This is a genomic window from Amphritea sp. HPY (assembly GCF_050870985.1).
GTDB lineage: Bacteria > Pseudomonadota > Gammaproteobacteria > Pseudomonadales > Balneatricaceae > Amphritea.
In genome coordinates this window covers 3,585,761-3,606,934 of sequence record NZ_CP194015.1, presented here as the reverse complement: position 1 = coordinate 3,606,934, position 21,174 = coordinate 3,585,761, and the positions used below count along the sequence as shown (strand labels likewise).

At 50.7% G+C, this 21,174-nt stretch carries 20 protein-coding genes, 4 tRNA genes and 1 other RNA gene; 11 read left to right on the top strand and 14 right to left on the bottom strand.

Features of this window, described 5'->3' with window-relative positions:
* Positions 1 to 24 precede the first annotated feature (24 nt).
* Both ACQUQM_RS16180 and ACQUQM_RS16175 read right to left on the bottom strand, forming a co-directional pair.
* Positions 25 to 843 (bottom strand): 3-keto-5-aminohexanoate cleavage protein, encoded by an 819-nt coding sequence (locus ACQUQM_RS16180; protein WP_432470913.1) that lies wholly within the window; start codon positions 841 to 843, stop codon positions 25 to 27.
* A 64-nt stretch (positions 844 to 907) separates the two neighbouring features.
* On the bottom strand, positions 908 to 2,236 hold the full coding sequence (locus tag ACQUQM_RS16175; protein ID WP_432470912.1) for an aspartate aminotransferase family protein: 1,329 nt from the start codon (positions 2,234 to 2,236) through the stop codon (positions 908 to 910).
* Between the two features lie 142 nt (positions 2,237 to 2,378).
* Between ACQUQM_RS16175 and ACQUQM_RS16170 the strand changes: the two genes are divergently transcribed.
* Positions 2,379 to 3,287 (top strand): LysR substrate-binding domain-containing protein, encoded by a 909-nt coding sequence (locus ACQUQM_RS16170; protein ID WP_432470911.1) that lies wholly within the window; start codon positions 2,379 to 2,381, stop codon positions 3,285 to 3,287.
* A gap of 12 nt (positions 3,288 to 3,299) precedes the next feature.
* Here the strand turns inward: ACQUQM_RS16170 and ACQUQM_RS16165 are convergent, their stop codons facing one another.
* Positions 3,300 to 3,653 (bottom strand): hypothetical protein, encoded by a 354-nt coding sequence (locus ACQUQM_RS16165; RefSeq protein WP_432470910.1) that lies wholly within the window; start codon positions 3,651 to 3,653, stop codon positions 3,300 to 3,302.
* 133 nt (positions 3,654 to 3,786) lie between these two features.
* Entirely contained in the window at positions 3,787 to 5,010 is a 1,224-nt protein-coding gene (gene msrB, locus ACQUQM_RS16160; protein ID WP_432470909.1) for a peptide-methionine (R)-S-oxide reductase MsrB, read from the bottom strand.
* A 192-nt stretch (positions 5,011 to 5,202) separates the two neighbouring features.
* Here msrB and ACQUQM_RS16155 point away from each other — a divergent pair, with 192 nt between their 5' ends.
* The gene (locus ACQUQM_RS16155) at positions 5,203 to 5,886 is read left to right on the top strand and encodes a PilZ domain-containing protein (RefSeq protein WP_432470908.1); all 684 of its coding nucleotides are present in this window, start codon (positions 5,203 to 5,205) and stop codon (positions 5,884 to 5,886) included.
* 18 nt (positions 5,887 to 5,904) lie between these two features.
* Here ACQUQM_RS16155 and ACQUQM_RS16150 read toward each other — a convergent pair whose 3' ends face one another.
* Entirely contained in the window at positions 5,905 to 6,042 is a 138-nt protein-coding gene (locus ACQUQM_RS16150; RefSeq protein ID WP_432470907.1) for a hypothetical protein, read from the bottom strand.
* Between the two features lie 770 nt (positions 6,043 to 6,812).
* Here ACQUQM_RS16150 and ACQUQM_RS16145 point away from each other — a divergent pair.
* Both ACQUQM_RS16145 and ACQUQM_RS16140 read left to right on the top strand, forming a co-directional pair.
* Positions 6,813 to 8,297 carry a glutamate--cysteine ligase gene (locus ACQUQM_RS16145; RefSeq protein ID WP_432470906.1) on the top strand — a complete coding sequence of 495 codons (1,485 nt, stop codon included), beginning with the start codon at positions 6,813 to 6,815 and terminating at the stop codon, positions 8,295 to 8,297.
* On the top strand, positions 8,297 to 9,349 hold the full coding sequence (locus ACQUQM_RS16140; RefSeq protein WP_432470905.1) for a hypothetical protein: 1,053 nt from the start codon (positions 8,297 to 8,299) through the stop codon (positions 9,347 to 9,349). Before ACQUQM_RS16145 ends, ACQUQM_RS16140 begins: the two co-directional genes overlap by 1 nt.
* Before the next feature lie 176 nt (positions 9,350 to 9,525).
* Here the strand turns inward: ACQUQM_RS16140 and ACQUQM_RS16135 are convergent, their stop codons facing one another.
* The 6 genes from ACQUQM_RS16135 to ACQUQM_RS16110 form a co-directional block, all read right to left on the bottom strand.
* On the bottom strand, positions 9,526 to 10,599 hold the full coding sequence (locus ACQUQM_RS16135; protein WP_432470904.1) for a hypothetical protein: 1,074 nt from the start codon (positions 10,597 to 10,599) through the stop codon (positions 9,526 to 9,528).
* Positions 10,600 to 10,750: 151 nt separating this feature from the next.
* Positions 10,751 to 11,470, bottom strand: coding sequence for a phosphatase PAP2 family protein (locus tag ACQUQM_RS16130; RefSeq protein WP_432470903.1), 720 nt, complete (start codon positions 11,468 to 11,470; stop codon positions 10,751 to 10,753).
* Between the two features lie 186 nt (positions 11,471 to 11,656).
* Positions 11,657 to 11,911 (bottom strand): hypothetical protein, encoded by a 255-nt coding sequence (locus ACQUQM_RS16125; RefSeq protein ID WP_432470902.1) that lies wholly within the window; start codon positions 11,909 to 11,911, stop codon positions 11,657 to 11,659.
* Positions 11,912 to 11,993: 82 nt separating this feature from the next.
* Complete coding sequence (locus ACQUQM_RS16120; protein WP_432470901.1) at positions 11,994 to 12,824, bottom strand: CvfB family protein; 831 nt, start codon at positions 12,822 to 12,824, stop codon at positions 11,994 to 11,996.
* Positions 12,825 to 12,901: 77 nt separating this feature from the next.
* Positions 12,902 to 13,414, bottom strand: coding sequence for an S-ribosylhomocysteine lyase (gene luxS, locus ACQUQM_RS16115; protein WP_432470900.1), 513 nt, complete (start codon positions 13,412 to 13,414; stop codon positions 12,902 to 12,904).
* Between the two features lie 116 nt (positions 13,415 to 13,530).
* Positions 13,531 to 14,322 carry a spermidine synthase gene (locus ACQUQM_RS16110; protein ID WP_432470899.1) on the bottom strand — a complete coding sequence of 264 codons (792 nt, stop codon included), beginning with the start codon at positions 14,320 to 14,322 and terminating at the stop codon, positions 13,531 to 13,533.
* A gap of 230 nt (positions 14,323 to 14,552) precedes the next feature.
* On the opposite strand from ACQUQM_RS16110, the gene ACQUQM_RS16105 reads away from it, so the two are divergent.
* Positions 14,553 to 14,759, top strand: a complete 207-nt coding sequence (locus ACQUQM_RS16105; protein ID WP_432470898.1) for a hypothetical protein — start codon at positions 14,553 to 14,555, stop codon at positions 14,757 to 14,759.
* Positions 14,760 to 14,928: 169 nt separating this feature from the next.
* On the opposite strand, the gene ACQUQM_RS16100 is transcribed toward ACQUQM_RS16105, so the two are convergent.
* Both ACQUQM_RS16100 and ACQUQM_RS16095 read right to left on the bottom strand, forming a co-directional pair.
* Positions 14,929 to 16,281: a DUF1329 domain-containing protein gene (locus ACQUQM_RS16100; RefSeq protein ID WP_432470897.1), complete on the bottom strand. Its 1,353-nt coding sequence runs from the start codon at positions 16,279 to 16,281 to the stop codon at positions 14,929 to 14,931.
* A gap of 26 nt (positions 16,282 to 16,307) precedes the next feature.
* Positions 16,308 to 18,122, bottom strand: coding sequence for a DUF1302 domain-containing protein (locus ACQUQM_RS16095; protein ID WP_432470896.1), 1,815 nt, complete (start codon positions 18,120 to 18,122; stop codon positions 16,308 to 16,310).
* Positions 18,123 to 18,411: 289 nt separating this feature from the next.
* Between ACQUQM_RS16095 and ACQUQM_RS16090 the strand changes: the two genes are divergently transcribed.
* The 6 genes from ACQUQM_RS16090 (at position 18,412) to ACQUQM_RS16065 (ending at position 20,272) form a co-directional block, all read left to right on the top strand.
* On the top strand, positions 18,412 to 19,479 hold the full coding sequence (locus ACQUQM_RS16090; protein WP_432470895.1) for an AraC family transcriptional regulator ligand-binding domain-containing protein: 1,068 nt from the start codon (positions 18,412 to 18,414) through the stop codon (positions 19,477 to 19,479).
* A 132-nt stretch (positions 19,480 to 19,611) separates the two neighbouring features.
* Positions 19,612 to 19,702: transfer RNA gene (locus ACQUQM_RS16085), tRNA-Ser, on the top strand.
* 16 nt (positions 19,703 to 19,718) lie between these two features.
* Positions 19,719 to 19,794 (top strand) — tRNA-Asn (locus ACQUQM_RS16080).
* 3 nt (positions 19,795 to 19,797) lie between these two features.
* Positions 19,798 to 19,873 (top strand) — tRNA-Lys (locus ACQUQM_RS16075).
* 60 nt (positions 19,874 to 19,933) lie between these two features.
* Positions 19,934 to 20,009: transfer RNA gene (locus tag ACQUQM_RS16070), tRNA-Lys, on the top strand.
* 128 nt (positions 20,010 to 20,137) lie between these two features.
* Positions 20,138 to 20,272: non-coding RNA, RtT sRNA (locus tag ACQUQM_RS16065), on the top strand.
* Between the two features lie 377 nt (positions 20,273 to 20,649).
* On the opposite strand, the gene greB is transcribed toward ACQUQM_RS16065, so the two are convergent.
* On the bottom strand, positions 20,650 to 21,156 hold the full coding sequence (gene greB / locus ACQUQM_RS16060) for a transcription elongation factor GreB (RefSeq protein ID WP_432470894.1): 507 nt from the start codon (positions 21,154 to 21,156) through the stop codon (positions 20,650 to 20,652).
* Between the last annotated feature and the right edge of the window lie 18 nt (positions 21,157 to 21,174).

Genomic DNA, 21,174 nt, shown 5'->3' with positions numbered 1-21,174 from the left:
GGTAAGGCTGTCAGGGACTGGCTTTTAAGAAATAAAGCGTTGGCGGAATTGCGCTGCAGTCATCAATGGGCGCTTAAGTTCCCGGGCCTGATCAGTGACCTGCTGCACCAGCTCAGCGTTATTCTCGGCTTGTATTCCCTGACTATTCAACAGGTTGTTTTCAAATCCGACCCTGACATCACCACCCAGTTCAAGGGCGTGTCGGGCGCAAAGACTTTCCTGTTTACCGAAAGCGCAGACCATCCAGTCAAGATCGTCACAGCCTGATTGCAGGAATGGCTCCAGATCCTGCGGGGTGGATTGTTGTTGTTGCTGGTACCGACCTAAGACAAATAACAGTTGATGCGGCTGATTCGGGATAACCCCGCTGCTACGTAGCTTTTTATACCAGCTCAGTTCTTGCGCAGAGTAGAGAATATACTGAGCAATCAATTGCTGTTCGGCAACCCAGTGAAAGAATGTGGCTGCCTGCTGCTCTGCTGCAGCATCCGGAATCAGTTCCCGCAGGGCAAATGAGACGGCTTCGGGTTTTACCTGGCGGACCATTCGCATCTGCTGCTCCGGCTGAAAGATCCCCGCTGCCTCAGTGGTCAGCTGCACTACGATCTTATCGCCGGTTCGTTCTCTGATCGCATCCCACACCCGCTGGTTAAGCTCTGGGTCAAGGGAATGTCTGCCTTGCTCGTCGCGGGCGTGGGCGTGGATAACAGTGGCGCCCGCCTGCTGTGCCTGTTCTGCCGTCAGAGCAACTTCAGCAGGTGTAATCGGCAGTGCCGGGTGATCCGCTTTCTGTTTATAGGCGCCGTTTGGCGCTACGGTAATGATAACCGGAGATTCATGCATCGCTGTAGTTTCCTGTTAGTTCCCAACGAGTTTCCTGTTTTCTTATGCGTTTTTCTGTATTTATCTATAGCTGCTTGCAGGCATCCTGAAGCGATAGTTGTAGTTTGCCAACCAGCTCGTCGGCTTGCAGATCAGACAGAATATACGGCGGTGCCAGCAGAATATGGTGACCCCGTTTGCCATCGATTGTGCCGGGCATCGGGTAACACATCAAACCTCGCTGCATTGCTGACTGCTTGATCAGTTGATGGATATTACTGTCTGCCGGCAAGGGTTGCTTAGTTTCCCGGTCAGCAACCAGTTCCAGGCCGATCAGCAGGCCGCGCCCGCGGATGTCGCCCACGTTCGGATGATCGCTGAACACTTCGTTCAGGTGACTGAAAATATGGCTGCTTAGCTGGTTAACCCTGGTTAGCAGCTGATCCTGCTCAATTGTCTGCTGCACTGCCAGTGCAGCCGCGCAGGCGGTTGGGTGCGCCATATAGGTATGGCCGTGCTGAAAAAAACCGCTGCCCCGGGCAAATGCCTGATAGATCGGTTCCCTGACCAAAACCCCGCCAATTGGCTGATAACCAGCCCCCAGGCCTTTAGCCACAGTGATCATGTCCGGCACCACGTCATCCTGTTCACAGGCAAACAGACTGCCGGTGCGGCCCATGCCGCACATTACTTCATCGAGGATCAGCAGGATGCCATAGCGATCACAGATCTCCCTGATCCGCTTCAGATAGCCGGGTACCGCTGGCAGGGCGCCGGCGGTTGCTCCAACCACCGGTTCAGCGATAAAGGCCAACACTTTTTCTGCTCCGGTTTCGAGCAACGCTTGTTCCAGTTCATTGGCGATACGCAGACCGTATTCTGTCTCAGTTTCGTCATCCCGCTGGTCGCGGTAACTGTAGCAGGGGGCGATGTGCTGTACCGGGCTGAGCAGGGGATCAAATTGCTCCCTGCGCCACTGGTTGCCGCCTACAGCCAGCGCGCCTAATGTATTGCCATGATAGCTTTGTCGACGGGCGATAAAATACTGGCGTTGCGTATCGCCCTGTTCCAGAAAGTACTGGCGGGCCATTTTCAGAGCGGCTTCGACCGCTTCCGATCCACCGCTGGTGTAATACACCCGGTTCAGGTCTCCCGGCGCTTTATCTGCCAGTAAGCTGGCGAGTTGTTCGGCAGGTTCCGAGGTGAAGAATCCGCTATGAGCGTAAGGAATGGATTGTAACTGATTTCGGATCGCATCAAGCACGGCGGGATGATTATGGCCGAGACTGGATACCGCCGCACCGGAGCAGCCATCAAGGTAACGGTTACCTTGTTTATCGATTATGTAAGGGCCGTCTCCGCTGGCTGCGACAGGCAGGTTACTGTGGCAGTGGCGGTGAAAAACATGAGTCATAATGCAGGGGTCCGGGCTGGCTTAGTTGGGTATGGCTATTAAACGGGCAATAGCATTTTCCGGCAAACGCGTTATCCTCTTTAGGGTATGAGAAAAAGGAATGGCTTGTGAGGGCTGATCGTTTCCAGAACAGGAAAAAATAATGCGTCGTCATATACCCCCGCTTAATTCAATCAAAGCCTTTGAAGCAGCAGCCCGGCATCTGAGCTTTACCGCCGCCGCAGAAGAGCTTTGTGTCACTCAGAGTGCAATCAGTAAACAGATTAAACAGCTGGAGCAGTATCTCGGCGAGCAACTGTTTCAGCGGAATCCTAATCAGCTAAAGCTGACGGTTAAAGGCAATCGCTATCTGGCGGCAATCTCAACGGCGATGGATAGTATTGATCAGGCTACCGCCGAGTTGCAGGGTACGGCTAACGGTAAGGAGAGCCTGCGGCTGGATATGCTGCCTTCACTTTCCAGTATCTGGCTGATTCCCCGCTTACAGCAGTTTGAAAAGCGTTATCCGAAGTTAAATGTAGAACTGATCAGTGGCGAAGGGGTGCCCGATTTTGTCGCCTCCGAGGCGGATCTGGCAATCCGTTGTTTTCAGCAAGATAAAGCGCCGGCCAGGGCCAGCCTGTTATTGCCAGAACGATTGTTATTGGTTGCCTCGCCGAGCCTGATTCAGGGACTTCCGATTAACCGCTTGTCGGATATTCCACAGCATAAATTGCTTGCTCAGACCACACGGCCGGAGATGTGGCAAACATTTTTTCAGCAGTTGAATCTTGATCCGAAACTGATCGATACGGGCATCGCGGCGCAGCATTTCTTTATGTCGCTACAGTCTGTTAAAGAGGGGCTTGGTTTGGCGTTGTTGCCTGACTTTCTGGTGCAGAGGGAGTTGGAGTCAGGCAGCCTGGTAGCGCCGCTGGGGCTGAGTATGGTGAGTGGCTTTGGCTATTATCTCAGCGCTCCTGAACATAAAAGGCATCAGCTAAAAGTGCGTCAGTTCAGTCAGTGGCTGGTGGATAACCTGGCTCGCTCTCAGATTATTGAGCCGGGCTGAATGCTTATTTACTTAGCGTGCCAATTGGGCGATACGCTCGGCGAGCGCTTTGTATTCTGCGTAAGCATCGACGGTTGGCTGGCGTAAACCATAAGGTACACCAATCAGGCCGGTGACTGATCCCTGGGGTAACAGCAGTGCCCAGGCGGTTTTAATCTGCTGATCCCTGGTGAGCAGCTGTTCACAGGCAGAGTATGACCAGATTTCGGCCAGCGCAGTGCTGCGCAGGGCCTGTTTCAGGCAAGCCTGGACCAGTGGTCGTTGCTTCTGGATGTACACCGCCGCAGAGCGGGCATCAATGATCTGCATCGCCGATAACGGCATCGCTATCAGCATGAATAAAGTTAAAGCTAACGGTCTGAGCACAGAGACACCGGGAACTGGTTGGCTGAGATACAGGTTAGCGACCCGACGGAGGAAAAGTTTAGGTTGTTGCAAATAATGACCGGCTTACGGGAACTGCTTGCCGGCCTCTCTGCTTTTGAGCTGTTTGAATCGCTTACTTGAACTGTGCCAGTAGTTCGCTATAGCCCGCCTCAGCCATCTCCTCAACCGGAATAAAGCGCATCGAGGCCGAGTTGATACAGTAGCGTAAACCAGTTGGCGCAGGGCCGTCTGAGAAGACATGACCCAGGTGCGAATCGGCGAACCGGCTGCGTACTTCGGTGCGGGTCATAAAGAACTTGGTATCACTGTGTTCTGAGACTGCAGCTGACGTGATCGGCTTAGCAAAGCTGGGCCAGCCGGTGCCTGACTTGAACTTATCCCGAGATGAAAATAGCGCCTCACCGCTGACGATATCGACATAGATTCCGTCCCGTTTCTCATTCCAGAACTCATTCTGAAAAGCTCGCTCAGTGGCATCGTTCTGGGTCACGTCATACTGCAGTTTGGTCAGTTGTGATCTCAACTCCGTGTCTGACGGTTTACTGTAGTTATCAAAGGAGTTAGTAAAAGAGTTATCAAAGGAGTTTTCAGTAGAGTTATTTGGAGCTTTATTTGCTTCGCTGCTCTCGTTTACCTGCTTATTCGACGGCTGCTGGCCACGGCCAAACTGGCTGAAATCCGGGTGTAACTCATCACCCCAGGTCTTTTCCAGGTATTGATCGCGGCCGGAGTTAAAACGGTAAAATTTATAGCGTACCGGATTGCGCTTGTAGTAATCCTGATGATAGTCCTCGGCCGGGTAGAATACAGTCAGCTTAGCCAGCTCCGTCGCCAGGGGTTTACTGTAACGTCCGGAATTCGACAGCGCCTGCATTGACTGCTGGGCGATCATCTTCTGGCTATCATTATGGTAATACACTCCGGGCCGGTATTGCTTGCCGCGATCGACGAAAGAGCCGTCACCATCGGTTGGATCCATCTGACGCCACAACGATTCTAATAGTCCGGCATAGGTAATGATCTGTGGATCATAGAAAACCTGTACCGCTTCAGTGTGGCCGGTGCTGCCGGATGAAACCTGAGAGTATGTCGGATTTTCGGTATTGCCTGCTGTATATCCGGATACGGCCTCTTTTACCCCGGGAAGCTTTTCAAACCCTGACTCTGTGCACCAAAAGCAGCCACCGGCAAAAGTTGCCACAGCCAAGCCGTCCTGGTTTAGCGGGCTGGCGTTTTGCGTTACCGGTGTTGCTGCAGTCGTGGGCTCTTGCGCTAAAGTGTAAACGCTGGCGCCGGCAATCAATAAAAGTACGGGGATTGTTTGTTTGTATCGCATCCTGAGTCCCTCTGGTATTCAGTTCCTGTGTGGTTTATCCCTGCACGATATACCCGGCGGCTGAAATAAAACTGAAAATACCAAAATGGGCATCTCCTTTTTGACCTGCTTGTGGGGCTGTGTAAATCTTAAGGTATATTTATGTGATTTGGACAGTCAGCCGGATCAGTATAACGCCCGGGGGGGACGGTGATGCCTGAGAATAAGACATTGGAAAAACTACCGCCAATTGAAAGCGGTGCGGTGCTTCAGGTGAGTGATGCTAATGGCACGATGAAGTACGTGACCCGTTTTGTCGGCGTTGATAGCGACGTGATTATTAGCCGGTTGCCGTCGATATCTCAGTTAAAAAAGAGCGAGATGGGCAGTGCAGAACTGATCTATCGGGATACTTTTTTTAAAAAACGTAAGCTGGTAATGCGACTGATTTCTAACGGCCATGTTTACGCCTTTGAAACGGATGTTATGGATCTGTTTGTGCAGGGCAGTAGATTGCTGATGAGTACATACCCGAAACTGGTGCAGGGCCGGATGTTACGCAAGGAGCCCCGTTATCCCTGTACTTTGCCGGCGAAGATAACGGTGGGTGAAACTAATCTCTCAGGTGTAATGATTAATTTCAGCCAGAGTGGTGGTTTGTGCCAGCTAACAGAAGAGATAGATCAGGTAACTTTACTGCAGGCGAAAGATGATGATCTGGATGTATCGCTCAGTCTGCAGCTGCCTTTTGATGATGAGCCTGCCCAGCTTAAAGGTAAGTTGATGGCGGTGCTGGCCAATGAAAAACAGCTTGGCCTTTCATTTGCTGAGGGCAAAGAGCTAATTCAGCGCTATATTACCTCTCTGAAGCTGGACTCCATCAGTGAATATTTCTGAGGTCCTGGCGTCGCTTTATTATTTTAGTGTCACGCTGGCGACCTGTACGGAGTCTGATTCTGATTCAGTCGCGATAACAGTACCGATCACCGTGGCATCGCTATAACCCGCTTCGATCAACCGGGCCTGAATATCTTCACATCGATCAGCGGGCATTGCTGTAGTAGCCCGCCGGCAGGTTTCTCCATCGCTAACATTTTCAGCGCCATGGTATAGCCGTGACCTCCGCCAAAGAAGATCAGGAGTTTTGTTAACTGAGTTGAGTCCTGTTGCATGTTATCGCTAGCTCTGTATCGGGGGGCTATCTGGTAGCGAAATAAGGCAGGAAGGCCTGAAAAAAGGCAAAAAAAACCGGGTGAGAGCACCCGGTAAATACTTATGACAAGAGCTTGTTGCTTGCCGACAGAGTGAGGAAAGACTGCAAAGCCAATTCACAGTTTCCCCGCAACCACCCTGAACGGAGGCGGGGAAGGGGCCTGGCCAAATCAGACCCCTTCTCCTATGACAGAATACCGGTGAGGTGAGAGTATTCTGCCAACCACTTACGAGCGAGATAGATATTAATCTACATGATAATCATTATCAATAGCGTTTGAGAATTATTTTCACTTAGCGCCTCGCTGACCTCTTAGCAGCGTTACCTGACAGTCTTGTGACAGCGCTGAATATAAACTGAGCGATTTTTACCGATGCAGACACGGTGCGGGCTGTGGCTCTGATCTCAGGCTTATCCCGGATTTTCCCCATAGGTTATCCACAAAAACTGGGGACAAGTTGATCTCGATTAATTTTGCGAGTGAACAAACATTGCTCTATCAGGTTTGAGCGTCTTAACTACTATGTAAACCTGTTAATAAGGGAGTTGTTCACTCCTCCCGTATATTTCCTTCCAGGTTTCCCGCAAGCCATATTGAGACGATCAGGATATGGGACTTGAGATAAAAAAATCTGAATTTACCGGTCAGGAGTTCGAGCGCTTCACCAGTAAGCTATTCCATAATCTGGATGCTTTTCAACAGCTGTTGCAACGGCCTGGATTTGGCGAAGGCGACGCGACGGTAGGCGCAGAGCTGGAGCTCTATATTGTTGATGACCAGGGGCGCCCGTTGCCGGTTAATACACAGATCCAGAAAGAACTGGGAGATCCACAGTTAACCCTGGAACTGAATCGTTATAATCTCGAGTATAACCTTACGCCGGTAGCGGTAAGCGGAGCGCCTTTCTCTTTGATTGAGCGCGAGATTCTCAGTGTACTGGAGACACTCAATCAGCTTGCCCGGCAGCATAACGGCCGGGTTGTTCCTATTGGTATCCTGCCGACGCTGCAGCGTTGTGACTTCGGTTTACATGCGATGACGGACCTGTCCCGTTACCATGCCCTGACTAAGGCTCTGGCGGAGATGCGTGGTGAGACCATCTCGATCAAGATTGATGGCCCAGAGCCGATCTCTCTGCGTGCTAATGATGTGACGCTGGAAGGGGCTAACACTTCGATGCAGATGCACTACCGGGTTAGTCCTGAACGATTTGCTGCCAGTTACAATGCGATTCAACTGGTAACGCCGTTGGTATTGGCTATCTCTGCGAACTCCCCCTTTCTTTTGGGTAATCGGCTCTGGCATGAAACCAGAATTCCGCTGTTTAAACACGCTATTGATGGTTGCGGTCATAATTCAGGTAAGACCGGAGAGCCGGACCGGGTCAGTTTTGGTCATGGTTGGGTACGCCACGGTGCCTATGAACTCTTTGCTGAAAACGTTTACCTGCATAAACCAATAATCCCTGTATGTCGTCGGGAGAGCGCGCGTCGTTTACTCGCTGAAGGCCAGATTCCCTCGCTATTTGAACTGACTCTTCATCAGGGCACTGTATGGCCCTGGAATCGTCCTATCTATGATCCGGGTGACGGAGGTCATCTGCGCATTGAGATGCGGGCTTTGCCTGCCGGGCCCAGTGCCAGTGATATGATGGCCAACGCGGCGCTGACTATTGGGCTGGCTGAAGGGCTATGCCACAGAATGGAGGATATTATCCCGGCCCTGCCTTTCCATACACTGGAATACAATTTCTATCATGCGGCTGAAAAAGGTATCAATGCCCGTTTAATGTGGCCGAAAGGGCCTCGTGAACAGCTAACCCGGCTGCCCGCAGTTGAAATAGTCAAAGAGCTAATGCCGATCGCAAGACGAGGTTTACACGCGGCAGGTATAAGCAAAACTGAAGCTGAGCATTATCTGGGGATAATCGAGCGGCGACTGGATGCTAATACTAATGGTGCTTGCTGGCAGTTACGTCAGTACAGCCGCTTATCCCGTTCTATGGTTAAACGCCGGGCCTTGCGCTGCCTGCTGGAGCATTATATCGAAAACTCGCTGCAGAACCGGCCAGTATCGGAATGGGGGAATATCTGATGTCCGTATCAGGACACCACCGTAAGCATAAGCCGATCCATTTCTTGCATAATCCGGCACCTCATACCTTAGCCGAAAGTTGCTTACAGTTCCTGCACCAGCTTGGCGGACCAACCCTGATTGTAATTGATGGCGAAGATAACAGCAGATGCCGGGCTATTGCCACTTTACTGCATGGCAATGAACCCTCTGGGACTAAAGCCATTCTGGAATGGTTGCGCAGTGGTAAAACACCTGCGGTAAGAATCATCTGTCTTATTGCTTCGGTACAAGCGGCGCTGCATGAGCCGCCTTTTCATCACCGTATGATTCCTGGACAGCGGGATATGAACCGTTGTTTTGAGCCGCCTTATGAAGATCATCAGGGAAGGATAGCAGAGCAATTTATCAGCATCCTTGAACATTACCAGCCAGAGGCGGTCCTTGATATTCACAATACCTCGGGTATGAGTCCGTCGTTTGGTGTTGTTACCTACGCCTGTGATGCCCATGAAGCGCTGGTGAGTTTGTTTACCGAACGCCTGATTCTGACCAGTCTGAGGCTCGGTGCCCTGATGGAACTGAGCACCGTAGAGCGTCCGGTGGTTACTATCGAATGCGGCGGTTCCAATCAGCCGGAATCTGATGTAACTGCAAAGCAGGGCCTGCAGGATTATCTGTTTAATACACAGTTGATTAAGCAGCCGCAGGTACCGATGGATCTGTATCACAATGCGGTACGCATTGAACTCAATGAGGGGGTAAAAATCGCCTATGCCGATCAGCCGCTTGCCGGGGCCGATCTGACAGTTCCGTTCGATGTGGAAAAGCTAAACTTCGGTGCGATTCCCGCGCTGACCCGACTCGGCTGGCTTGGTCCGAAAGGGTTGGATGTGCTGAAAGTGCATGATGCTGATGGTACTGATCGCTTATCACACTACCTGTTGGCGCGTAGTGAGGGCTTATATTCTGCACAACGGCTGAAGCTGTTTATGGTGACTACAAATCCGGTGATAGCACAGAGCGATTGTCTGTTTTATGCCTGTGCTGAAACCACCCATACAGTGATTTAACAGCACTTGAATAGAAAGTGCTCGTTATAGTAGAGCCTAGCAATAACGGGCCTCTTAGGGGCGTTTTTCAGGTTATGCATGGTTTTCCCCAAAGCTTATCCACAGAATGCGTGGATAACTTGTGATGGGTTTATAAACACTTTGCAGAGCGCCTGCTGGCTGTAATCTGCTGCGCTCTAAACCTGATCTGTAGTTTGCTTCAGGATGGCCACGCCCTGTCTGTATCCCAGGCCCCCGTTACCATGCACTGCGCCAATCGTCTGATCGCTGCTGGTAAGTTGATGGTACATCTCAATCAGGCTGTTCAGAGCCGGATTGTTCCACGGACCTTTAGCCAGGTTCATGCCGCCAGTAATCGTAATCCGGTGTTGTTCAAGAAAGTCGGGGATATCCTGCAGCAGATCGACTAAGCCGCTGGCGAGCAGAAAAGCGATCGGCACTACCGGGTAGCAGGTATAAGTTTCAAGCAGTGCGTTACCGTTACGGAACTCATTTGCGAAATCGATACCGGCAGTGTCACAGGCTGTCTGGTAGGCTGTTTCGAGATGTTGATAGCTGACGATATCTTCGACATGTTGCTTGCCGTCACCGGGCAGAAATCCGAGTCCGACTCCGCAGACATCGATCTGTTCTTGCTGCGGGATACTCAGTTCATCTGCCAGTTTTTTGCTGCAGAGAATAACCCGGCCGGCGAAGTCGATCAGAGGGTTGGCTATATCAACACCCCGGAACAGCGGAGTGATATGGTTGTACCAACGCTCATCCGGGAGTTGTTCGGCAGCCAGCGTGTCGGAAATCGCATTACGGTAGCTGCACTTATAATTTTCGAACAGGTGGTGGGCCAGCTGGTGGAACAGGGCTGCATCGGCACCATGACGGTGGATAAACAGTTCAGCCAGATCATTATAAGCGTGGGTCAGTGGGTAATCTTCCCCATAGACCGCCATCAGGTTGAGTCTCTCATCCCGTTCATAACCGCTTTTGAGGTCATCTTTACCGCTGATAACCACGACATCTGTACCGTTGTTGATAAGCTCTTTCGCCCTATGCAGGGCCTCAATAGGGGCGCAGCCGCTACGAAAGTGGTTCTCTGCTTCAGGGCTGTGCCAGGGGGTTTTGAGAGGATCAATAGTGAGCTGAACCGGGCTGTAACCCAGAGTCTTGATACGGGCTTCCAGTTGCAGGCTTTGTTGCAGGCAACCGCTATCATCAACGGTTTTAGCAGCGGAGATAATCAGGGCTTGAGACATCAGAAAATTATCCACAGACGATGGGTAGATTAGTTTATCAGGGTTTTCCTGTATTCTCCTGTTTTTTGTAGCGCGCAGTCCGATCTTTTCAAGGCAATAAAAAACGGCATCCGATTATCGGTATGCCGTTTCTCGATGATTTGTTGAAGGCTCAGATTTTTAACCAGCGTGGGATTTTTTGTTCGATCCAGTTGACCACTTTATAGCCTAGCGGGGTAGCAAATACCCAGCTTAGTGCAATTGTGCCGAGGAATACTGCACCGACGATCTCATCGGTAAGCCAGTGCGCGCCGCTCATCAGGCGGGGCAGGGCAAAAGCCACCATAAACAGGCAGGCCAGAACTCCGGCAGCACGGCTCAGGTAGTAGCAGGCAAAGCCAGCAAAGATGAAGAGCACCAGACCGTGATCGCCGGGAAAGCTATCAGAAGCAATGTCTTTGGTTGGAATATCCGGTACCAGCTGGCTCAGGCGCAGCGCATCTTTATAGTCAGTGGTGGCGCTGACCCGGTCTACCGGGATCTCTTTGCCGATAGTGATAAAGATCAGGACAGTCAGAATGGCCAGGGCAAAAATCGCGATATAGCGGCGCTGGTTACTGCGGTCACTGATCAGCGCCGGATAGGCAAACAGAGACAGCATAGCGAAAGCGGCAACCAGATCGAACGCCCGGTTATTGGCGATAGCCCAGATCTTCTGCCAGGTTTCGCCCCAGGCCAGAGAGTTATTCATGGCCCAGAAGCTTTGATTATCCAGGTAGAGCCAGAAGCTGCGGGTAGGCTCAAGCAACCAACTGGTGAACAACAGCAGTGCTGCCACATTACAGATAATTAATACGGCTGGCTTCCAGCCGGAATTGTCCACTGATGTCATCGAAATATTCCCGCCCCAAAAAATGCTAATTGTAACGAAGATCAGTATGGATAATCAGTAGCTGGCAGAAATAAATCAGGTTGTTAGTGAATAAGTTCAATGGGGTGTCTATGGAGTTGAGCCCGGTCATCACCGGTGGTGCGATCGGGCATCCGATTCTAGGCGATGCCCGGTTATCGGGATAAGTTATTCCTGGGAGTTCTTGTTGCGACCTTTCTGTAAGCCCGCGCATTCGGCTGCCTCAGAGTTGTTAATACACGCCGCACGTCGCTGTTCCATCTCGTCAGCTCGCTCAGTAGCGCGTTGCTGTTGCTGCAGCTGTTGTTCGCTGCGCTTATCCTGATGTTGGGGTTTCTTGCCAGCATCTTTCTGGTTGTGGGCGCTGACCGGACTCACCAGTGTCGCTGCAATGATAAAAGTAAACAAACCTTTGAATTTCATAGCTTAGTCTCCATTCAGTCATTATTGCTAAGAGCTCATACCGGGCAGCATAGTTCAGAATCGCTTTATGCCGGCTGAATAGCTACTCCTCAATCAGGCGAATGCCGCGCTCTTCAATTGCGATCTTACGCTCTTTATAGAGACGGCCTATCGACAGTTTGAAGGCTTTTTTACTGCAGCCGAACAGCTTCTTGATCATCTCCGGTGAGGCCTTGTCGTTGGCTGCAATAAAACCATCATGTTCGTTCAGCTGCTGCAGGATACGTTTAGTCAGGTCATCGGTCTTGCCATAGCCAAGCTGCTGCAGGCTCAGGTTGATCTTGCCGTCGGGCCGGATCTGCTTGATAAAGCCTTTCATCTTCTGGCCGTAGCGCAGTGGCTTGAAGACGTCGCTGTCATAGACCACGCCCCAGTGCTGGCCATTAATGATCGCCTTATAGCCGATATGGGTGTGATCTTCGATGATCAGATCGACTTGCTGGCCTTTACTGTATTTCTGTGGATAGTTATCGAGAAATTTATTCAGTTTAGTGGAGCCGGCAATACGATCGCTTTCCTGATCAAGGTAGACATAGACGATCTGTTCCTGATCTTTCTCGACAGTCTTTTTCTGTTCGCTGAAGGGGACCAGCAGATCTTTCGGCAGACCCCAGTCAAAAAAAGCGCCGGTACGATTCAGGTCGGCAACCTTAAGACAGGCAAATTCACCGACCTGGGCTTTTGGCTTCTCTGTGGTAGCGATAAGGTAGTCATCTGAATCCAGATAGATAAACACATCCAGGCGGTCGCCGGGTTGAGTGTTTTCCGGAACGTAGCGCTGGGGTAACAGGATCTCACCCAGTTCTTCACCGTCAAGATAGACGCCGAATTTGACCTCTTTCACTACTTCCAGATTATTATATCTGCCGATCATTGCCATGCTGGGCCTCTCTTTATAAACCAAAAAACGGAGCGCAGCTCCGTTTTAAAAGCTATCTTGATCTGAACTGCTTACGAGTGATCTTTCAGGAACTCGGTATCCAGCTGTAGTTCGGCGTTGCTGTTGACGCCGATGCCTTTGCCTTTGATATCTTCAGCGATCGCCTTGGCCTGTTCCAGGGAGTGCATCTCATAAGTACCGCACTGATACTCGTTAAGCTCTGGAATCTGATTCTGCTGTTCTACCTTCAGTACGTCATCCATCGCCGCCAGCCATGCATTGGCAACTTTTTGCTCTTCAGGAGTGCCGATCAGGCTCATGTAGAAACCGGTGCGGCAACCCATTGGTGAGATATCGATAATCTCAACACCGTTGCCATTCAGGTGGTCACGCATAAACCCTGCAAACAGGTGCTCCAGAGTATGAATACCGCGTTCAGTCAGAATCTCTTCGTTAGGGCGGCAAAAGCGCAGGTCAAATACGGTGATAGTATCGCCGCCAGGAGTAGTCATGGTCTTTGCAACACGCACAGCAGGGGCGTTCATGCGGGTGTGATCTACAGTAAAACTATCTAACAGTGGCATCAGAAATCTCTCTATCCGTTACGGCAAACTATATGCCTGTGATTATCCCAGTAATCCGGTTGGAATTTAAGCTTTAGTTTAAGTGGTTTTTCAGCTTTTTTCCGGCGTTGCCTGAATCAGGCACTGTGCAGGTTGTTCAGTAGCCGTTTGAACGGCACATTGAGCTGTTTGCCCAGTTTATTGGCCAGCGGTATGAGTCGGCGCTGGCTGATTTCCGGTACCCCGCCCTTAAAAGCAAACACAATCAGGTTGCCGCTATCGACCGGGCAGTAGATCCATTGTTCGCCAAACTGTTGTGTCAGCCGCTCCCGTGCCAGGGGATGAAAGCCTTTGCCTTCGTCCCACAGATTCAGTACCAGCACGCCCTGATCAGAAAGAGACGTGTAGCAGTCGAAAATGAAGTTTGGGTCCAGTTGTTCATGTTGCATACCCTGATCACTATAGATATCGGTAAAAATCAGATCAGCGGGGGCATCGTCAAGGCTGTTATCAGCCGTGCTCTGCTGCTCCAGTTGATGGCTGAACTGACTTATATAGTGGCAGGCGTCACGAATATGGATCGTCAGCCTGGGGCTGGAACTTAGCTGAAACCAACGTTGTGCGACCGCCAGAACCTGCGGCCTGAGTTCCACCGCTGTGACTGTAACACTGTCCGAGTAGTCCAGCAGGGCGTTTGCTAAGCTGCCTGCGCCAAGCCCCAGCAGAGTGACCTGGCCCGGTGCTGGCTGAAACAGCAAAGCCATAAGCATAGCCTGGGTGTATTGATAGATGGGCACTGCTGGCGTATCGACTAAAATCCGGCTCTGCTCGCCGCCCTCACCAAAGGTCAGGTAGCGGTAAGGACCCTCGTCGAATACCTGAATCGGACCGAATTCGTCATAACACCGGAAAACTTCAACACCGTTCATCGCTATTTCTCTGAGTCAGTAAGCTGGATTATATGCTGCGGTGCAGCGCAAGGTTTGACGTAGATCATGATTTTTAGGCTGTATATTAAGCCTGTTCATAACAACTTAGATAAGGCTGTTTATCTTTCATGTAATTTAAACATTTAGTTGAACAGTAATATCGAAACCGATTGCCTATCATTACAGACCTGCGCTAGGAGAGATAAAAATAACAGCTCCGGGAGAAAATAATGAAAAAGCCACTGACACCCGCACACTGTATCAGCTGCGGCTGTGATGATCATCACAGTTGTGATACCGATTATGGTAAGTGCGATTGGATTATTGTTGATCGTGAACTGGGGGTCGGGATTTGTAGCGGTTGTGAACACGCGATGGCGGCCTGGCATCAGGGCATCCGGCAGTCTTCACAGATGCAGGCAAGCGCGAGCTTATAACAACGACGGCTATAACAAGAAGAAAGTGCAACGACAGAATAAAAATAAGATAGATATTAAAAAGGAGCCTCAGGCTCCTTTTTTTTGAGTAACAAACCAGTTGCTTGCTGGGCATTGCTGGTAGTTAGTCAGAATTGCAGTACAGCATAGCTGTACCGCAATGTTTGCTTTATCGCTTACCCATCCGGCGAATTGCCTGTGGGGTAAAGTCGCGATGCTTGAAGCGTGCGTTGAAGTCGAAGCCATCGCCCTCTTCGTTGGTCAGACTGCCGACAAGGTAGCGGCCGGATTGCAGGTCATACAGTACTTCTGCGGTCAGCCATGGTACCTGGGCATCCTGATATTGCAGCTGATGCGCTTCACCGACTCGCCACAGCTGGCCGCGGCCATCGTAGTGATCGACAACGGCAACCTGCCAGGTATCTTCATCGATGTAGAATACCCGTTTTGCATAGATATGACGGGCACCCTCTTTCAGAGTCGCTTCAACCTTCCAGACCCGGTGTAGCTCATAACGGGAATAGTCAGGGTTCATATGCCCCGGCTGCAGGATCTGTTTATAGCTCAGATCGCGGTCGGCCAGCTTAAAGCTGTTGTAGGGGATGTAGATCTCCTCTTTACCTACCAGGTTCCAGTCATAGCGATCCGGTGCACCGTTAAACATATCCAGGTTGTCTGAAGTCCGTTGACCGTCTGAGGCGGTACCTGGTGCATCGTAGGCTATCTGTGGAGCACGGCGAACACGTCGTTGTCCGGCATTGTACAGCCACGCCTGACGTGGCTTGGCGATCTGGTTCTGGGCTTCGTGTACCAGTAGTACATTACCGGTAAGACGTGCCGGTGCCTGAATCTGCTGAGTGAAGTAGAACAGGATGTTGTCATCCTTGCCATTGCGTCCCTCCTTCAGGTAATCCGGCCAGGACATCCGCTCATTGATCTTAACCGGAACGAAGTTGCCATTTTCGTGCACCGGCACCTGAACGAAAGTACGCTCCAGTGCGCCGCCACGATAGCGGGTCATATGGTTCCAGATGACTTCAAGACCGTTTTGCGGAATCGGGAAGGGGATACCTTCCTGGGTATTCTGGCTAAGGCCGTTGCCGTTATCGGTCAGCTCTGCATTGACCGCATTGTGACGTACATTTTCATACTGGGCCTGAGGCAATGAAGCACTGCGATGGCTTGGATAGACATTCATTTTGAATGAATCCGGATACTTACCAAACATCGCTGCCTGACCCGGAGTCAGTTTTGCCTGATGCTCAGCCGCATTAGCCGCCGTAATAGTCAGCACTGGCTGCTCAGAGGCGTAAGGGTCGGTGTAGCGCTCGCCTCCTGCTGGCAGGCCGCCAGTCCAGGCTGGGATAGAGCCGTCGGCATTACCCGCCTTCTCGGCCCCCATCGGAGTCAGGCTGGCGCCCAGTCTGGCTGCATCTGCTTCAGATACCGCCGCGATTGTATTAATGCTGAAACTCAGACCCATAGCAGAGCCAAGGATCAGGGCCGTCGATTTAAAATTCATTATCAATTCTCCTGGTGACGCTGCGATTAGAAAGACACTGAGGCACTGAGTGACAGGAAGTCACGATCATCGAGGGCGTTGAAGTCACCGCCGAAGAAGTCAGTGTAAGCCAGTTGCACCGAGTACTGATTCAGGTAATCAGCCGTCAGACTCAGCGACAAGGTCTTTTCATCTTCGTTAAATGCTGCGCCCGGCTGTGGACCATAGCCGCTCAGGCCATGCTTGAAGCTGACTTCAGGCTTCAGGTTTACACCTGCAAAGACATCGGAATAAGCCAGGTTCGCCCGCACTACATAACCGTAAGAATCTGCAGTTACAAAACCTTCAGTTTCACCGGAAGCGTAACCAAAAGTGCCATGACGTCCATATTTAAGTGCGTTAGCATCTTCATCAAAGCTGTTGATATGGGTCCAGCCCAGTTCGCCTATAACGGTTAAGCGGCTGGCGCCCATTACATTATCAAAGAACTGCAGGAAGCTAGTCTGTACCTGGGTTATGTCAAAAGCAGTGTAGCCCTGAACTTCTTCACCTGAAGCTGCAGCTGCTACCAGAGCGTCAGCCGCTGCGTTACCGCTTGAAGAGCCTAGTCCAGAAGTCAGGATTGCTGAAACGAGAAGGGACCCGTTGACCTGTACCGGAACATCCTGTTTATGGCTGATTTCGCCTGACCAGGCAACTGATCCAAGGTTGGTATTAAAACTCAGACCGGCCATTTTTATATCTTCAGGGTACTCAATATAGTATTCCGAAGTAAATACACCGGGTACTCCCCCTGCTGTATATTTTACACCGCTGGAGATGGGCAGTCGGCTATGATATTTCGCGAAATATAAGCCGAATTCGGTATTATTCAGTTCTTCTGCGAAATAACGGAAAGCCAGACCAAACTGTCCGTCATCATCTGCTTCCCGCCGTCCATCAGCATGGCGATTTATAACGAATAAGCCACTTGCAGTATCAAAGTATGGAGCGTCCGCCTGAAGGGTTGGTGCGATCAACGTGCTTCTGATGCGGATGCCATCACAACCTTCTGCACCAAAGTCGTTACTTGAAAAATAGGTACCGCAGCCATCAATCGCGGTGGGTTCCCATTCAAGCTGATAGAAACCTTCAATGTTGAGGTTGTCGGTTAGACCAAGCGAGGCAAATGCCATATTGACTGGTAGCAGGCCTTCTTTAACTTCTGCCCCTGCCCGGCGAAATGCATTGACGTCGAAAGGGTTAACTACGTTGATACCGCCCTGAATAAAAGTACTTTCACCCCAGTTTAATACCTGGCGACCAAGACGAACGTCCAGCGGTTGGTCGTTAATATCGAACTCACCAAAGACATAGGCATCGAGAATCTCAGCACCAGAGAACTGAGCGAAATCGTTGAAGTCACTATCATCCAGTCCGGCGCCAGCCTGGTAACCATTCGGCGCGTGGCCATGAGGGCGATTGCCATCTTCAAGCTCAAAGTCGTACCAGTACTTGCCACGAACGAAAGCTCCGTAGTTCTGATAGTTCAGTTGCAGATCGTGCACGCCTTTAAACACGGTTGAAAAAGCGTCGCCATCTTCAAAGTTCAGATTGGCGTCGTCATAGCTGCCGGAGCCAGCGCTTGTGCCGCCGTTAGCCTGAGAAATCAGGCTTGGGCTTGCATCGTCCATCCGGATACTGGTACCAATGGACAGCTGTGAATCGAAACGGCCTTCGATCTCACCGAGGTTAAATTCGACTGCGAAAGCCGGGGTTGCTAGGGTCGTGGCGAGAATTCCATATGCCACACTGCGAGCCAGACGGTTCGGCTTAAATGCCGGAGCGTCGGAAATTGACATCCTGGTCGATCTTTTTGCCATTTCGTTCACCTTTTGAGTTCGTTTTTATTGTTGTTCGAGCATGTCGCTGCGATATGCAGCAACAGATCGTTCCGGGCCATCGTGCTGGCTGGCGGAGCTGATCGGAATATGAATTTAAGGTAGGGTAGATAATCCATTATCAGGCAGTCCATTAACAATAACATTTGCCATCATAATTACTGACAAAATGTGTCGCAGCTGTTTTTTTGAGTTTTACTGATATAAGTTAAAAGAATAGCTTGTGGGCTGAATTATTCTATAACAACAGAAACAGAGCAGAGTGAATTCGATGGAAAAAACCATCACAGTACCATCCGGCTATGTCCGATATCTGTTGCAGCAGGTTGATAAACACGGCTTTAACCTGTCCGAACTGTTAGATGAACTGGGAATTGATCCCCGGGAAGTCGAGATGAGAACAGAGTTCTCTGCTGTCAAATTCGGTCAACTCTATCAGCGGATCATGTGGAACGCGCAGGATGAGTCTTTCGGTATGGTATCCGGTGGTCGGGTACCAAATGGTACGTTCCGAATGATGTGCCATGCCATTATTCACTGTACCACGCTGGAACGGGCTATCTACCGTTGCAACTCTTTCTATGAGATATGCCGGGGTACTAAGGTCAAACCGCTGCTGGTGAGAAAGGGGCGTTATGCCAAAATATCTTTTGCCCCGGTCAGCACTGTACCGGAGGAGGAGGTACGCGAGTTGCTGCAAAATGAAGCGCCGGAAGTTGTGCGTACCGGTTTGTCGATGTGGCACCACTTTATCAGTTGGCTGATCGGTACCCGGCTGGATCTTAAGGCGGCTTACTTTATGTCGGAGCAGCCGGAGGATGCATATCATTATGAAACCCTGTTTCAGTCGGAAATAAAGTTTGATCAGCACGACAATGCGATCGTATTTCCGGCCCGTTATCTCGACTACCCGATCGTACAGAATGATGAAACCCTGCGCGGCTTTTTGCAGACCGCACCGTATCAGCTGATTGTGATGGTGGATAATGACCAGACGCTGACCTCTCAGGTTGTGGCACTGATCGGTAAAGATTTCAGCCGTGAACTGCCGGGCTCGGAAGAGGTTGCGTTTAAGCTGAATATGTCAGTATCGACTCTGCGGCGCAGACTGTCTGAAGAGGAGACCTCCTATCAGAAGATTAAAGACGAGTGCCGTAAGAAAGCGGCGGTGAACTATATGGACTCACCTCAGTTGTCGATCAATGATGTGGCTGCGCTGATGGGCTTTGATGAGCCTTCTGCTTTCTTTCGTTCGTTCAAGAAATGGACCGGTATGACCCCGGGTGAATATCGTAAAAGTGACAGCTACGGGCAGAAGTACAGTCTCGGAACTAATTGAGATCATGAGGGTTTCTTTTCGCGTATTGGAGCGGTTCTGGGGGGCTGTAAAGTTAGCTTTAAAAAAATCTACATTTTCAGCCGGTTAACTATTGACAGTCCGGCCAAATCCTTTAATATACGCGTCCTCACTGGAGGGGTGGCTGAGTGGTCGAAAGCACTGGTCTTGAAAACCAGCGAGGGTTAATAGCCCTCCCAGGGTTCGAATCCCTGCCCCTCCGCCATAAGTGAGAATAGTGTTCCTCGATAGCTCAGTTGGTAGAGCAGTAGACTGTTAATCTATTGGTCGCTGGTTCGAGTCCAGCTCGAGGAGCCAGATGGGTCGTTAGCTCAGTTGGTAGAGCAGTTGGCTTTTAACCAATTGGTCATAGGTTCGAATCCTATACGACCCACCACTTCTTCTGTAAAACTTCAGGTTTTGCGAAAGTGAGTGGGATGGGAATGAAGTTCGGTGTGGGTCGTTAGCTCAGTTGGTAGAGCAGTTGGCTTTTAACCAATTGGTCATAGGTTCGAATCCTATACGACCCACCACTTCATATAAGAATGCCACCGTAGGGTGGTTTTTTTATGCCTGCGATTTGAGTAAAGCTATTTTATACGACCCAGCGATACCAAGGGCATCATATAGACCAGCCACCGTTAGGTGGTTTTTTATGCCTGGAATTTGTGGTGAGGATAGGATGAGAACCCTGATCTTGATTAGAGAGTGTTCGAGCCGAGCAGCTTGTCTGCGAGACAACGTTGAAGCCTGCGACGACGGCCCGAAGGGCGAAGTAATCCTATACGACCCACCACTTCATATAAGAATGCCACCGTAAGGTGGTTTTTTTATGCCTGAAATTCGTACCAAGCAATGATCGCCGCGAAGTACCCAAAGGGCATGCTAGCGCGCCTCCTGCATGCGCTCCGATCATCATTGTGGGAGCGACGCCCCCGTCGCGATAATATCCGGTAAAACTACATATAAGCACGCCAGCAGAGGTGGTTTTTTATATCTGAAATTCGTACCAGGTAATGATCGCTGCGAAGTGTTCAGGGGCGCTGGTTAGCGCCTCTCTCATGCGTTCCGATCATTATTGAGTAGGATGATTCTCTCGTCGCGATATATCCGCCAGGAGCATCGTATAAGCGCTGCGCCATAAACTAGATTTTTATCCGCCGTTTGGCCATATCAGTCAGCTATATATTCGATGTCGATAATTTCGTACCAGATTTCACTGTTATCCGGTTTACGGATAAAGAACTCGTCGCCTCTGTGTTTTTTTAACAGTTGCCGCGCCATCGGTGAGTCCATGCTGATATAGCCATCTTCGGCACCCAGCTCATCGGGGCCGACGATGCGATAGCGGTGCTTTTGTTCCTGTTCATCGAGAATGGTTACCCAGGCGCCGAAGAAGACGGTACCCCGGTCTTCCGGCAGGCGATCAACTACTGTCAGTACATCAAGTCGTTTCGACAGGTAGCGTACCCTGCGATCGATCTCACGCAGTTGTTTTTTGCCGTAAATATATTCAGCATTTTCCGATCGGTCACCCTGGGCCGCGGCTTCTTTTACTGCCTGGGTTACTTCCGGGCGCTTTACTTTCCACAGGTATTTCAGCTCGTCATCCAGTGCTTTGGCGCCAACGGCTGTGATATAGCGGGATTTCGGTGCGGCGGGTGTGCGATAGCGTCCCATGAATAAGTAATAACCTCT